The sequence below is a fragment of the Xenorhabdus thailandensis genome (genome assembly GCF_037996785.1).
Lineage (GTDB): Bacteria > Pseudomonadota > Gammaproteobacteria > Enterobacterales > Enterobacteriaceae > Xenorhabdus > Xenorhabdus griffiniae.
In genome coordinates, this window is sequence record NZ_JBBMXF010000011.1 from 1 (window position 1) to 12870 (window position 12870).

The window sequence follows — 12870 nt, forward strand, 5'->3', positions numbered from 1 at the left end:
GCCTTGAAATAACCCAGTTGCAGGATGAAATGGATACGAGTCTGGGTATTGCGAAACTGTTCGAGAACAGCCCGTTCTGCCGGGCTTAAGGAAAAATACAGGTTTTGTTCGTGATCATTGAATTCGGGACAGGCATAGAGTTCTTCGATTTCGGTATTGGATAATAAGTGAATACGCTTGATATTTTCCATTGCGAGTCCCGGATTCAATGAGGCCAGACAATCAAATCATTTCGCGTCCGTCCAGATGATTTGCAGGCACCATCCGTTTGTGCAGCACACCAAATATCACCGGTTTCCGTTCGTGGATGAGGTAATAAATGACATGACTGACATAAGGAAAACTCAATACGCCCGATCCGACTTCCGGCCTGCTTCTTCCCAGTGCAGGGGTAGAAGCCAGCAAACGAAAGGTTTGTTGAAGTCCGGACAGGTATTTTTCCGATTGCATCTTACCCCATTGCTGTACAGTAAAACGAAGGATTTCAATCAGATCGGCCTGAGCATCAGGCGTTAAGCGGTAGTTTGATATAGTCATTAAGGCTAATGATCCCTTGGAACGTCGATAATACCCTCAGCAATACCCTGAGCCAACATTTCCATGAGTTTGGCGAATTGGAAAAAACCGGTGTATTGCGGGCAAATATCATCCAGCCGGGCAGTGGATGCACTGTCTATCACCTGTTTGAATGTATCCATATAGTCGTAACAGGTTTTCAGTAATTGCGCATCATCGGTTTCTGTCAGGGGAAAACGGGGAGCATATTCGTGTATACGTTTCACCCGTTGTAATTGTTCTGCACTCAGTCCGGCTACAGACATTTTTTTCTCCTCAATAGGTGAAGTTCTAATCGTACTGACCTGATATCAGTTCATTAAAAAAGGTTTCGCCATCGAGGGTGTTACCGGATTCAATATCAACTCTGGCCTGCTCAGCTCTTGACTGCAATAATTTTAACCGGAGTGTTTCAATACTTTCGTATTCATCCATTGAGATAACCACCGCAACGGGTTTTCCGTTTTTATTGATTTGGATTGGGGCACGTTGTGCTTTGAGTAGCATGTCACCAAACTGGGTTTTGGCTTCATTGGCAGAAAGAGCATCCATAATAGTCCTCTCATTGAATCATGGCATGATTCAAACAATATAAACGAATCGAACGATATGATCAAATTTAAGACTATCAAAAAGTATACTTTTTGACAACCACTGCAAATGACTCTCAAAAGTCCTATCATAAGTACTCAATCAAATGGTCTAAAGGATAATGATAGGTTATGGCAAAAATTGGTTATGCGCGGGTCAGCTCAACAGCTCAAAGTTTAGACATTCAGCTGGAAAAATTAAGACAAGCGGAGTGTGAACGTCTTTATCAGGAAAAACGCAGTGGTCGGACAGTACACCGCCCGCAATACCAAGCCTGTATGGATTACTTGCGTGAAGGTGATACGCTGATCGTCACAAAATTAGACCGGCTTGCACGTTCAGTGGATCATTTATCACAAATTTCTAGTCGCTTTCAGCAAGAAAATATTGATTTGGTCGTTCTGGATCAAAATATTGATACCCGAACGTCAACAGGGCGTCTTATGTTCAATATGCTGGCCACCATCGCGGAGTTTGAAAATGACTTACGCAGTGAACGCCAGGCGGAAGGGATCGCCAAAGCGAAAGAGAATGGTGTCAGATTCGGGCGCCCCGCTAAGTTAACCGAAGATATACGAAATGATATTTATCTCAAGCGTCAGTCCGGCACTACGATTGGTCAGTTAGCCAAGGAGTTCAAGCTAGGCGAAGCAACCATCTACCGTGTTTTGAACACATTTAAGCACGTGGATAACTCGTAGCTCTCACAAAGTTTACAGATCTGGGGGTTCTTCCACAGGACCCGTACAGGCGGTTCTGGCAACGGGTGTTATGTTAAATAAGGCGCTTGTGCGTCTTAAATGTTATCTTCTGTTTGAACGACAAACTCGGCACCAACTTTGGTTAGTTGCTCCGGATGGAACTGTTCTGTATCCAAAGAGAGATAATAATTCGCTTGATGTACGTGCTGTTTTTCCGCAATTGGGGCAAGTGTGAGGAAGGTTAACTGAGCCAGACATAAAATCACCTCTTTAAGATTATAATTAATTTCATATCTGGGGATATTTTGTTCATATTTCAATAGGTAAATACGATTACCATAAATGCCGGGTATGCTCCATTTGTTGGTGCAAGATACGATCGATCCAGGATGTGTTTTGTAGCACCGCCGATATGCCGGCAATCTAACAAAACATTTTTTGGATAAAGTCAGCTTTTAATGGATTTCTGATTCTGTTTCCGGCGCAGTCTTTCTGCTGTAGCCGTGGCATTCCGGCGTCGACGTTCTGCATCCTGAGTTTTGATACGGCTCTGTTCGACTTCATACGCAGCGGCGGCTCGCTGCCTTTCGGTTTCTGCAATGATGTTTCTGACTTTGGTCACTACGTCTTGTTCAAGTTGTCTGGCACGGTCTAAAGCGCAAGAGGCTTCTCTTTCTCGTGTTTCTGCGGCCTGGAGTTGTGTTTGTAACCGTTGGTGCGCGGCTTTCTCGGCGCTTTCAACACGACGTTCTGCGGCTTCGGCCTGTTGCCGGTAGTACCTACGCTGGTTCTCGTGATCTGCATCCTGCGCTGTGCTGAACGCTGGCGCGGAAACCATAAGTGTGAGAGCGCCGCCCAGCGCTGCTCCGGCCAGCGCAACAGGCCAAAAGTGAATGACGACGGCAAATCCCTGTGCAATCACCCTGATTCGGTCATTTTCGGCCAATATACCGACGATAAGATCACTCATGCTGGCATAAATGCCAAAGCTGACAACGGAAAGAACAAGCAGAAATGCCAACGCTGTCATTACACGCCATTTCATCGCAGGTAAGTCTCCGTAATATTCGGTCGGAAATGCCCCATTTCCTGACTGACGGTGGTCAGTGCGTCCTCCCGGACAAGTCCCTGCCGTTGCAATTCGCTCATGCGCTCCTGGGCGTAGGAGTGGCGCAGGCCATGCGCACCGGCAGACCAGCCCAGCACGCGGTTGGCCGCCGCGCTGAAACTGTTTGTCCAGGCTTTACCTGCACCAACCTCATAGCGGGAAAGGTAATTTATTCCCCGGTCTGTTACCGTCCGAGGTTCAGGGCGACGCAGGGTTTCCAGCCGTTCTGCCAGATGATGAGGGATCAGAACTTCGCGAACCAACCCCCCTTTCCCATGCACGGTGTACAGATGGCCGTTGCGGCCGTTCCATTTGGTTTCTGTCGCCGGCCTTTCGTCAGCCGGGCACTCCCGGACGGGTGCCAGTGTGTGCAGTTCGTGGGCTCTGAGTCCGGCCGCATATGCCAGCTCAGTGGCCAGCGCGTTTTTGGCCATCTGTGCACTGGCAATCAGCGCCACTTGTGCCGGAGTGTAAGCGCGGCCGGTCAACACCTGAGGACTTTCAGATCGGATAACCGGAAGGGTCTGGCCGTGGGGTAATGCGCTGGTGACGTGGTGCATCATGGCCTGAATGGCCTGCCGTTCCATGTCCAGTGTTTTCTGTCCGACGGCTTCACCGCGGGTTTCCAGATAGTCAATGGCTGTCGCCGGGGTCAGTTTTCTCAGGTCGGAACAGGCGCGGGAGGATTTCACCCATTCAGCCACGCGGGTTAAAGCCTGCTCATAATTGCGCACGGTGCCAACGGAGCGTAACGCGCTGCCCTGCATGGCCTTTATGACGGAGGCGGCCTGCCTGGCCGGACTGGCGAATTTAGCCATTGCGCGCCAGCCAGCGGGTGACGGTGGAAAGAACTACCCGGATACGTTTTTCCCTGAGCCAGCGTTGCAACTCTGCGGCGCTGGCTCCTTCACGGTGCAGTTGCAACAGTTCGCCGGCGTGACGATCGAGGCGGGATTTCCGGTAACGCCTCTTGCGGATAATACGGGTCTGTTCGCGCAGCACGGCCAGCTCATTGCCTGCATCAAACTGGGGCATATGTGTCTCCACGGGTTTGGGGGTGTAAGAACTACTGACCTGAAAAGGTTCAGCGACAATTGAATGTCTATTTGCCCCTGTTTGAACCGATGTGGTTCAGGCTCGGACTAATCTCGCCTTGTTACCCGTCAGCGTGGGTGAATCGCGGCCATGACACTGGCTCAGTGGCGTTTGGGCTGTACGCGTCAGAAATCGCCAAATGGGCTGTTGGGTGACAGAAATCTCGGATCGTTGACCTGTATCCGGTGTAGCAGGAGTGCGTCAAAGGGCACCAGGCTTATCACAGATTTCACAATAGCGTAAAAACCGGGCTAATGATAGTTGCGTTTAAAATATTGCGTATAAATATGGTAAAGCCATAAATACTCGCTATGCCCAACAATTAAAAAATTGGGCATAGCGAGTATTTATGGTGAAAACTAATGGGAGGATAAAATAGGGTTTACGACTCACGGAACTCTCAAATTTGGCTGCAGTAGATGGCCTCAATACGTGACTCATCTACCTGTTGAACGGAATGGCGGCGTGTTGTCCACGCTTACTGTGGATAACGTTGTGTGCCTGATGAAAAAGCAGGGCATCAAAAGCTGAATGGCGTGAGTTTTATGTGGATTGGTTGTTTTATGGTCTATTTAATTAAAAGGGGAGGTGTTAACGGTTCTGTTACGCGAGTGAAACAGTATGTAGAATGCCCATTTTAACTATGTTTTTAATGAGATAGCACTATGGCAACAGAAACTGAAGAAGAGAAAAAACAATTTGAGCGGGAAGCAAAGGCATTGTTAGAAGGTTTCTGGTCAGCTTTGTTTTGTTACCGGGTGCCGCGTCCTCTTAAAGTGGGTGTGCTGGAAGACCTTATTTCAGATGCAGAAGCCCGTGGATTGCCTTTTAACAAAGAAATACTGAGAAAAGCTCTCGTGAAGTACACCTGCCGCTATAAGTATCAGGATGCGCTAGCACAAGGCGGTGAGCGTTACGGACTTGATGGAAAAGCCTATGGGATGGTTTCAGATGAACAGCAAGAGAGAGCGAAAGGGCAGATAGCCCGGCGTAATGCAAAGGCGGCTCTCGTAAGAAACGCAAAAAAGTCTTGAACCATCCATTTCTGGGCGTTATTCGTTTGCCCCCTGCTCGCGTATTGAGTGGGGATTCTGCCGTTGTCCAACGACTGCCAGTACGTTAACCTGCTTCGCTTGATCGTCTACTTCGTAAAGGACATGCTGTCCTGCCAGACTTATGCGGCGTACATTTTCGCCGTAGCGTTGATCCATTTCGTACAGGCGGGGAAACTCTGCCAGTTTGTCAGTGGAATTCAGGAGGCGATCCGTCACATTTCTGGCATCCCAGAGTGATGAATTTTCGGCGATATAGTCAAAAAGTGCCATAACGTCCTCGATAGCGCCTTGTTTCCATTCAACGTGATACGACATCTCGTAACTCCTGATAACGGCTTTGCAACTGCTGACGAAGCTGTCCAGTGCTCATTCCTGGGCGACTGTCGGCGCGGGCGATCGCAACTTTGGTTCTTACCCGTTCTTCGTACTCGGCTTGTGCCAATTCCTCGTTAGCTAACCGTTGCAGAAATTCTGCGTTTCGGACTGCGTCGGTGCCGGGCATGATCTGGGGCAGATTTTCTGCCAGTTCACGCAGGAAGTTGGCGTTTTCATAGTGAGTTGTGTTGCTCATGGTCATACTCCAAATTTCTGTGAGTTGTATCAAAAGACTGATCTATGCCGATTATACGCCATAAAATTTAATTGATTAAATTAAGGCACTAAAAACAGCTGATTTTATGGTTGCGAGCCGGAATCGCCCTAAGTAAGGCTAGCTGCAAGAATGTTGCTATACTTCAGTTATTGTTATCTTTTTTAAAAAGGAAAAATATAATGTTTGGATGGAAGAAGGCTAATTATAAAAATTATAAAGACACATATGAATTATTTGGAGGAGGAATAGTCACTTCACCAGAAGTGCTTTCTTTTCTACATGAAAGATTTAATCTTCATGAAAAATACTTCGTTAAAACTGATAAATATAATAATATAACGGCAGCTATTTGTACGTGGGAGAATAATTTCTTGGCTGGAGATCAGAGTGTAGTATTAAAGCATAAAATAAACAAATACCCATTAAATTTTGATGAGTTGCTATTCCCTGTCGAGAAGGGAAAAAAATCAATCATTCCATTTAAGACTAAGTTTTTATCTTCAATGAACAGTAATGAATTTATTAATTGCTCACACATTATAAATTCTCGTAGAGAAATTTGCTTAGTGAAACACCCTTCGAAAAAATCCGCTTCCACACGTAATAGAGAATTAAACAAATTTATAAAAGCTGGTGGTGAAATAATAGGAACTCTGAATTTTCCAGTTGAACAATTAGTGGATATTTATGATGATTTGTATTTATCAATGAGGGGAGAACATATTTTAAAAAAAGAAATGGTGGAGTTTTTAAAGGAATTACCAACATTAAGATATGGTAATTTGCTTTTTTTTGATGGAAAACCAGTGGCAATGCAATATGTTTTAAAAAAAGAGTGCTCAAACTGGGTTAATTATGATTATCATAATATGGGAAGGAAAGATATAGATATTAAAGGAGTATCTATAGGAACAATTGCAATGTGGGTGAATGTAAAAGAAGCTATTGAGTATACTTCAAGTAATAACCTTGAAATGAGATTTAGTTTTGGTAGGCCGACTTTTGATTATAAAGATCGTTGGTGTAAAAGAGATAAATTATATAGATTGATAACATTTTAAAATAGCAATATTTCACATAAAAATATTAAATGCTCATATCAACCATAAACATCAACTAATAACATGGTGTATTTACTTGACAACCCTCTATTTTAGTAGAAGGTTGTTGGCTTTTATATTAAAATCACCTAATGATGGGCTTGTGAATAAATATTTATAGTGATATTTATTCTATTTTTATGGGTTTCATTAAATTCCCCTATATAGCAGGTAATTTTTTGTTTTTGCGTATTATGCGGCTTTTACAATATATAGGAATGCTACGTTACGTGGGCGAGTTTCTGGGCCTGTTCTTATATTATTCCAATATTGATTAATAGGACCACTAGAACTGTTTCCCCCATACTCCTCAAATCTTCCCGGAACGTTACGATGAGAGCCATTTGGTGGTACACTAAAATTAAAGGTACTTTCAATTCCTGAAAGATGGGCATGATCCTGAACACAATCAAGCTGTGATGATAATATTCTACGTCCGTAATCAGCACCACGTCCTGCATCTACACCACGGATAAACTCCCCCCGTAAGTCAGGCAACCATCCAGATGGGTAGGCAAGAGCAAGTTTCGGATATTTTGTTTTATCAAACCAGCCGCCATTACATATGAGCCAGCCTGTTGGTGGAGTTGTTGTCGGCCAAGGAATAGGAACACCAACAGGTAGAGATGATTCTCCTGAGCTTTGCACCGCTAATCCTAAATTTTTTAACTCAACCTTATTGGGTATATCAGCTCCGTTTTGATCTTTAGACAAACGTGCATTAGCATTATTATTGGCATTGTTGGCGGCAGTCTGGGCAGCGTTCGCCAGTGCCTTGGCATCATTGACGTGCTTGTCTGTCTCACTTCTGCTGTACGCCCCAACATCAGCGGCGTTTAACGTGATATCCCCCGATAGCAGTTTACCGTTAACTGTACGACTGGATGGCACACGACCGTTGGCGTTATCATTGGCATTGTTGGCGGCAGTCTGAGCAGCGTTCGCCAGTGCCTTGGCATCATTGACGCGTTTGTCTGTTTCACCTGTGCTGTATGCCCCAACATCCGGTGCATTTAATGAAATATCAGAAGAAAGTGCTTTCCCATTTACTTTTCGACTAGAAGGTACGTAATTATTATCATTGATATTGGCTTTGTTTGCTAAATCATACACTCTTTTAACTGCTCTGGATGTAGCTACCGTTATTTCACTATCACTCTCAACCTCATTACTAAGAGTAACAAAACCTTTGTCTTCTAATGTTGCATAAGGATGCTCACGAGTTTTAATATGTTCTTCGATCGCTTCCTTGATTGCTTTTTTGACATCATCCATTGTTGGAACTATTACTTCTTCATTTTTTGAGGATATTGATTCAGGTTTTTTATCTTGCATAATTATTCCCTCATTTAATCAACAATACACATTGCTAAATAACATGAAGGCGGTGGGATACTTCTCCGCCTATGAACATCAATAAAATTGGTTCATCAACACTGGAGAGTACGGTTTGAATTCAAACAACTAGTTCCCTATCTTAACGGAAGAATGACATAAAATGACAGGCTAGATATTAATAAAATTTCTTGATTTTTTGATAAAAATTGACACGATGTAAGTAATCCAACAGGCGTTATCAACGTCACAATAAAAACCGGATGTTCAGATTGCCGCGCTGAAACAGACGGGTGTTCGTGAAGACAGGATCTTCACGGATAAAATGACCGGAAAAACAGACGACACCATCATATGTACCAAAATGGATCGTTTAGGTTGCAACACTTCGGACATGATTAAGATTGTCGATAACTGCTATAAAAAAGGGATTGCTATTCGTTTCTTAGACAACAGTCTCAGTACTGAAGGAACGATGGGCAAATGATGGTTCAGATTCTGGCCGAAGCAGAGCGTGAGCGTATTCTTGAGCGTACCAATGAAGGTCGGCAATTTGCTAAAGAGTCTGGGGTCAAGTTTGGTAGAAAGCCACATAGAAGTGCAGTTCAGGCCAAAAATATGATAATTCAGGAAGCATCGATGAAAGAAGTCATGGAAAGGACGGGAATATCCAGAGCAACCTACTTTGGGGTTTTATGCCGGAACCGCCGAAATTTCCGGCATCAGGGATTGGGTGTTTTTTGAACATATTTTCATATGCTGACGTGTACGATTATGGTGCCATCAATGATAATTGATGCGTACCAGCTATGTGAGACGTTGAAATCAGTATTTTTTCGTACTGAATTGTCATTTTCAGAAGGCGACTGCACTCAATTGCTGAAGTAGGATAAAGAATACTGGCTTGAACCACAAACCAGAGAACGTTAACTTAACACATAAAAAAAACTTATAATTAGCGTGTCAAAACAAAAAAATCCTCCAGAAATCCTTTTTGATTTTGGTTAAAAAATAAACAAAAATTAGGATTTTGTGTAAAAAAGCCTAATGCCCCAATGTGGTATAACCTTGAGAGGAGCGAAGCGACATCCATTATACATATCATCGCTTGTGTTTTTTCCGTTTGGGATTCTTTCGACGTTTATCCTAGATTCCCTGTCCCGTTGATTGAGTTCTTTATCAGGTACGCACTGTACTTTGTGAGACCGCAGCGTGATTCGGAGGCAGAGCCGTCATGTCGTTTGACGGGACGTGATTACCACAATTTGCCTGTTTATCCTTTTGGAGACCGGGCGAAGTCCGAATCAATCAAGGGGTATGCAATGGGTTATAGTCGTTGAATGGTTTTAAGGAAGTAGTGACTCGCTAGCTTCCCTCTGCTAAGATAGGATTGCTACGTCGAATCTTGGCAGAGATGCATACAAGATTTAGAGTACCAGAGCCGAGCCAGTTTAACCACTGTTCTCGGCTTTGTTACATCTGGGACTTGATCAATTTTTCACTCTGTGAGATCCGCAACGCTCGCCGCAGTATTGACTAGCGAAGTCTGTCAATGCGAGGAAGCGTTATATCATCCGCTGTTAATCTGATGCACGGTCACCGTGAAACCAGACGATTTTTTTCATCGCTGCAAATTTTTCTCCCGTGAGAAAATTTATAAAAATAAGATGTTCGTCACAATTCCAATATCAAATTGATATGTGTGTGGGGGAGTGCATAATTATTCACTCTCTGAAAAATGTCTGTGCGCTATTTTGCGTGTTTTTTGGGGAGAAAATAATGGGTTTTGCAGGGTTGAGCCGAAAACTGTGCTGAGGGGTCTACAGCGGGTCCATCAGAAGAACCCCCAGATCTGTAAACTTTGAGAGAAAACCCTGATCAGTCATCCCGCCAAAAATGTTGTTTCAGGTGAGACTCCAATATCCTCGCCATCGCTTCTACATCGATTTTTCCGTTATTTCTCTTAAAGTTGTATCGCCCCGTGAACAACGTGTGTGTCCAGGCAATCGGCGAAATCCGCGTAAACTCATCAATAATTTCTTGAGAAACACCGTTGGCCAGCATCTTCTGGTAGACCGCATTCAGGATCATACTGTTGTAGGCAATGATGCAGTTGGCAACCAATCTGGCTGCATGAGCACTGACCCGGTTTTCAACGATTTTTTTACCCTTGAAGATACCGTTGTACGTTTTTCGGATGTTACTTTGAAGCTGATGATAGGCTTCTGTCCGGTTTCGGGCGCTTCGGATCGCTTTTCTGAGTGCCATATCATCTATCAGATTGAGAACATGAGTGCTCTTGAAGAGGGCATTATATTCAAACAACGCCGCTTTTAATCTGGCGTAACGGGCGTGAGAGTTCAGTTTTCGGATGATATTGCTCTGGGTATTTTCCTGCATGATCAGTGAAAGCAATACACGCAGAACGCCTCGCCGCTGAGAGCGGATACGTTCGATATTAATCACCCCTTTAGGTTTGAGAATACCAGTATCATAATCCAGAGGTTTCGCTGAATAAATAGCGTCAGCTGCGTGACGCACCTTCTTGATACTGGGAACATAATCTACGTCGATAGAATCCAGAGTGACGAAATTCAGCTTGTTCAGTGAGTGGTTATCCCCTGTCACCATATGAATATCGATATCCGTTTTATTGTTGTAAATCATGTCGTACAATGAATGACCTTCGTACTCATTCAGACCAATATTTTTCGCATTAACCGCCACGTAATTGGCGAGCAGTGTGTAGAGCGAGATGCCACGGCCTTTACCCAGATGCTTTCTGGAATAACGGGATTGTATCGTACTGTCTGTCGTTGCAAATTTTTGCCCGTCTGCATCAGCCAATAGTTTGTTATCCATGAGATTCCACTGTTTGAAGATCGCCAGTGAATGGATATGATTGCTGACGATTTCATTGGCTGCACAAAGCGTATCCACCCGAATAAAATCTTCCCGTACTGCGCGAAGTGGGTTGAGTTCCATATCCGACATATCCGCCATTTTCAATGCACCAAATCCAAAGGCTTCCGACAACAAACAGGCATTAATTGCCAACGGTAACGGTTTTTTCCGCTTAGTATAACGGTCTTTCAGGTGGGTAAATCCACGCCATAGGTCAGTCAGCTCACCGATGAACATGACAATGTTAGCAATTTCAGCTTTGGGCAAGTTTTTGAAAAAAGCATCGTCCAGCTTTTCAACGCTGTCATAGTGCAGACTCCAGTGTTGTTGTCCGGTTTTGGTTTCACGAACGTTAAAGCCGGGATTGTTATTTTCACGAATATTGTGAGTCGTCCTCTCCCAGGCTTCATCCAGCTCCTGTAGCGCTTCATCAAGACGCTGGTCACAGTAAACAGGAAGGCGGGAATAACCAAACTCCGCCGCGATCTTTTCAACGTGATCAACCAGCGTATCGTCAACCAGATCGGTATCAATATCACAGTACGAGACACTGTCATTGCAATACAGACGGCCTCGTTCAATCTCATGGAGCATCTTTAAATAGACAAAAAACTCAAATAAATACGGATCGATTCGAGTGTCCGAGGGTTTCCGCTTCAGGTAGGCATTCATACTTTTGGGAATGGTGAATCCCAGCTCATCGCAGATTTTTAAGGCGGCTGGACTTTTTCCACTGGCGTAATGTGTTTTCAATACATGGATCAGTTCGCCTATTTGACTGTCTTTCTTATAATATTCCAATTTTACCCGGGTAAATATCGGACGCAGATACAACGAGAGCAAGCGGGATGACTGACCATAGTATTCCCACAACGCCGCTTTCTTATCAAAAGATTTGCCTTCCAAAAAGTCTGCCATAACGGAAAATTGTGTTTTGGGCAACATACTGAATGCCACTTCATTCAGTTCGGTCTGGCTCATGTTTGGGTTCCGTTCTGGAAACCATTTCAGAAACTTTGCCAGTCCGGGAAAATCCGTGACGACTTTGGCACTGTGATCCATGTGGGCTATCGACGCATAAATTTTACCGGCATCCATGATCGCCCGTGTGTGATAACAAAAGCTGATAATCAGATTATCCATGATTTGCTGATAACGGTGATAGACGAAACACAAGGCCTGTAGCCACTGTTGGGTTTTGCTAAGTCTGCGCAACCGGGAGGCAGCATATTGTTCGGCCATTTCCGCATAGTAACGGATAGCATTTTTTGACAACGCCAGAGAAGGCAGAAAATCCCGAGTAAACTGATAGAGATCTTCAATACGCAATGCCTTATCTACTTCCATTCTGACAGCGGTGTACTGAAAATCCTTTTGGTCGGCACGGATAATATTAAGGGCAGTGATACCGTCATCCCGCTGTACCAAAGCGTCCAGTTGCTCAGTGATTACGGCAGGCAACAAGGAAACTGCCGCATTCAGGCGATTTTCCTCCGCAATAAAGGCGTGGCTGAAAATATCCTGTAGAATTCGGTAGGACGGGAGCATCAATTTTTGATGCTCAAAATACGTCAGCAGTTGACGAAACGCACTGTGCCCTTTGGGATAGTAACGCAACAAATAGGCGAGATGAGATTCTATTTCAGTTGTATATTGCGGAGACCAGTTTCGGTAACCAAAGAGCGAGAGTATGGCCTGCCGCTGACTGCGCCTGTATTTGCGGGAGAGTGAGCCTGTGAACCGGGCCGCATCAGTATCGCTATAATACGTAGCCGCAATATACTGAACATCCTGGATGACCTTATCAAGTGATAAGTTGAAAAACTGTTGTTTC

General features: G+C 44.4%; 16 protein-coding genes. 5 read left to right on the forward strand and 11 right to left on the reverse strand.

Annotated elements, in window-relative coordinates; all coding sequences use genetic code 11:
• The 4 genes from AAC853_RS10205 to AAC853_RS10220 all read right to left on the reverse strand — a co-directional run.
• Positions 1–191, reverse strand: a 191-nt coding sequence (locus AAC853_RS10205; RefSeq protein ID WP_340614509.1) for a DUF4158 domain-containing protein, incomplete at its 3' end; no start/stop codon positions are given.
• Between the two features lie 31 nt (positions 192–222).
• Complete coding sequence (locus AAC853_RS10210; RefSeq protein ID WP_340613280.1) at positions 223–537, reverse strand: type II toxin-antitoxin system RelE/ParE family toxin; 315 nt, start codon at positions 535–537, stop codon at positions 223–225.
• 5 nt (positions 538–542) lie between these two features.
• The gene (locus tag AAC853_RS10215) at positions 543–821 is read right to left on the reverse strand and encodes an arylsulfatase regulator (protein WP_338885858.1); all 279 of its coding nucleotides are present in this window, start codon (positions 819–821) and stop codon (positions 543–545) included.
• A 25-nt stretch (positions 822–846) separates the two neighbouring features.
• Positions 847–1107, reverse strand: coding sequence for a type II toxin-antitoxin system Phd/YefM family antitoxin (locus AAC853_RS10220; protein WP_338885859.1), 261 nt, complete (start codon positions 1105–1107; stop codon positions 847–849).
• Positions 1108–1277: 170 nt separating this feature from the next.
• Here AAC853_RS10220 and AAC853_RS10225 point away from each other — a divergent pair, with 170 nt between their 5' ends.
• Positions 1278–1847, forward strand: a complete 570-nt coding sequence (locus AAC853_RS10225) for a recombinase family protein (protein WP_340613282.1) — start codon at positions 1278–1280, stop codon at positions 1845–1847.
• A 448-nt stretch (positions 1848–2295) separates the two neighbouring features.
• Here AAC853_RS10225 and AAC853_RS10230 read toward each other — a convergent pair whose 3' ends face one another.
• From AAC853_RS10230 to AAC853_RS10240, 3 genes are read right to left on the reverse strand one after another with little or no spacing between them, the layout of a single operon-like run.
• Entirely contained in the window at positions 2296–2892 is a 597-nt protein-coding gene (locus AAC853_RS10230; protein WP_340614510.1) for a hypothetical protein, read from the reverse strand.
• Positions 2889–3773, reverse strand: coding sequence for a site-specific integrase (locus AAC853_RS10235; RefSeq protein ID WP_340614511.1), 885 nt, complete (start codon positions 3771–3773; stop codon positions 2889–2891). The genes AAC853_RS10230 and AAC853_RS10235 overlap by 4 nt, the downstream gene beginning before the upstream one ends.
• The gene (locus AAC853_RS10240) at positions 3766–3990 is read right to left on the reverse strand and encodes a hypothetical protein (protein WP_340614512.1); all 225 of its coding nucleotides are present in this window, start codon (positions 3988–3990) and stop codon (positions 3766–3768) included. Before AAC853_RS10240 ends, AAC853_RS10235 begins: the two co-directional genes overlap by 8 nt.
• A 725-nt stretch (positions 3991–4715) precedes the next feature.
• Here AAC853_RS10240 and AAC853_RS10245 point away from each other — a divergent pair.
• Positions 4716–5084: a ProQ/FINO family protein gene (locus tag AAC853_RS10245; protein ID WP_340614513.1), complete on the forward strand. Its 369-nt coding sequence runs from the start codon at positions 4716–4718 to the stop codon at positions 5082–5084.
• 18 nt (positions 5085–5102) lie between these two features.
• Here AAC853_RS10245 and AAC853_RS10250 read toward each other — a convergent pair whose 3' ends face one another.
• Both AAC853_RS10250 and AAC853_RS10255 read right to left on the reverse strand, forming a co-directional pair.
• Positions 5103–5420: a type II toxin-antitoxin system RelE/ParE family toxin gene (locus tag AAC853_RS10250; RefSeq protein ID WP_340614514.1), complete on the reverse strand. Its 318-nt coding sequence runs from the start codon at positions 5418–5420 to the stop codon at positions 5103–5105.
• The gene (locus AAC853_RS10255) at positions 5404–5676 is read right to left on the reverse strand and encodes a plasmid stabilization protein (protein ID WP_340614515.1); all 273 of its coding nucleotides are present in this window, start codon (positions 5674–5676) and stop codon (positions 5404–5406) included. Before AAC853_RS10255 ends, AAC853_RS10250 begins: the two co-directional genes overlap by 17 nt.
• A 200-nt stretch (positions 5677–5876) precedes the next feature.
• Between AAC853_RS10255 and AAC853_RS10260 the strand changes: the two genes are divergently transcribed.
• Positions 5877–6758, forward strand: coding sequence for a GNAT family protein (locus AAC853_RS10260; RefSeq protein WP_340614516.1), 882 nt, complete (start codon positions 5877–5879; stop codon positions 6756–6758).
• A 231-nt stretch (positions 6759–6989) separates the two neighbouring features.
• Here AAC853_RS10260 and AAC853_RS10265 read toward each other — a convergent pair whose 3' ends face one another.
• Positions 6990–8132 (reverse strand): phage tail protein, encoded by a 1143-nt coding sequence (locus AAC853_RS10265; protein ID WP_340614517.1) that lies wholly within the window; start codon positions 8130–8132, stop codon positions 6990–6992.
• Positions 8133–8526: 394 nt separating this feature from the next.
• On the opposite strand from AAC853_RS10265, the gene AAC853_RS10270 reads away from it, so the two are divergent.
• Positions 8527–8619, forward strand: a complete 93-nt coding sequence (locus AAC853_RS10270) for a hypothetical protein (protein ID WP_340614520.1) — start codon at positions 8527–8529, stop codon at positions 8617–8619.
• Positions 8616–8876 (forward strand): resolvase, encoded by a 261-nt coding sequence (locus AAC853_RS10275; RefSeq protein ID WP_340614518.1) that lies wholly within the window; start codon positions 8616–8618, stop codon positions 8874–8876. Before AAC853_RS10270 ends, AAC853_RS10275 begins: the two co-directional genes overlap by 4 nt.
• Positions 8877–10010: 1134 nt before the next feature.
• Here AAC853_RS10275 and AAC853_RS10280 read toward each other — a convergent pair.
• On the reverse strand, positions 10011–12870 hold a 2860-nt coding region (locus tag AAC853_RS10280), incomplete at its 5' end, for a Tn3 family transposase (RefSeq protein WP_340614519.1).

What these genes read in the sequence shown, in the direction of transcription:
- AAC853_RS10210 (WP_340613280.1), bottom strand. Translation starts at nt 537, where the DNA reads ATGACTATATCAAACTACCGCTTAACGCCTGATGCTCAGGCCGATCTG.
- AAC853_RS10215 (WP_338885858.1), bottom strand. Translation starts at nt 821, where the DNA reads ATGTCTGTAGCCGGACTGAGTGCAGAACAATTACAACGGGTGAAACGT.
- AAC853_RS10220 (WP_338885859.1), bottom strand. Translation starts at nt 1,107, where the DNA reads ATGGATGCTCTTTCTGCCAATGAAGCCAAAACCCAGTTTGGTGACATG.
- AAC853_RS10225 (WP_340613282.1), top strand. Translation starts at nt 1,278, where the DNA reads ATGGCAAAAATTGGTTATGCGCGGGTCAGCTCAACAGCTCAAAGTTTA.
- AAC853_RS10230 (WP_340614510.1), bottom strand. Translation starts at nt 2,892, where the DNA reads ATGAAATGGCGTGTAATGACAGCGTTGGCATTTCTGCTTGTTCTTTCC.
- AAC853_RS10235 (WP_340614511.1), bottom strand. Translation starts at nt 3,773, where the DNA reads ATGGCTAAATTCGCCAGTCCGGCCAGGCAGGCCGCCTCCGTCATAAAG.
- AAC853_RS10240 (WP_340614512.1), bottom strand. Translation starts at nt 3,990, where the DNA reads ATGCCCCAGTTTGATGCAGGCAATGAGCTGGCCGTGCTGCGCGAACAG.
- AAC853_RS10245 (WP_340614513.1), top strand. Translation starts at nt 4,716, where the DNA reads ATGGCAACAGAAACTGAAGAAGAGAAAAAACAATTTGAGCGGGAAGCA.
- AAC853_RS10250 (WP_340614514.1), bottom strand. Translation starts at nt 5,420, where the DNA reads ATGTCGTATCACGTTGAATGGAAACAAGGCGCTATCGAGGACGTTATG.
- AAC853_RS10255 (WP_340614515.1), bottom strand. Translation starts at nt 5,676, where the DNA reads ATGAGCAACACAACTCACTATGAAAACGCCAACTTCCTGCGTGAACTG.
- AAC853_RS10260 (WP_340614516.1), top strand. Translation starts at nt 5,877, where the DNA reads ATGTTTGGATGGAAGAAGGCTAATTATAAAAATTATAAAGACACATAT.
- AAC853_RS10265 (WP_340614517.1), bottom strand. Translation starts at nt 8,132, where the DNA reads ATGCAAGATAAAAAACCTGAATCAATATCCTCAAAAAATGAAGAAGTA.
- AAC853_RS10270 (WP_340614520.1), top strand. Translation starts at nt 8,527, where the DNA reads ATGATTAAGATTGTCGATAACTGCTATAAAAAAGGGATTGCTATTCGT.
- AAC853_RS10275 (WP_340614518.1), top strand. Translation starts at nt 8,616, where the DNA reads ATGATGGTTCAGATTCTGGCCGAAGCAGAGCGTGAGCGTATTCTTGAG.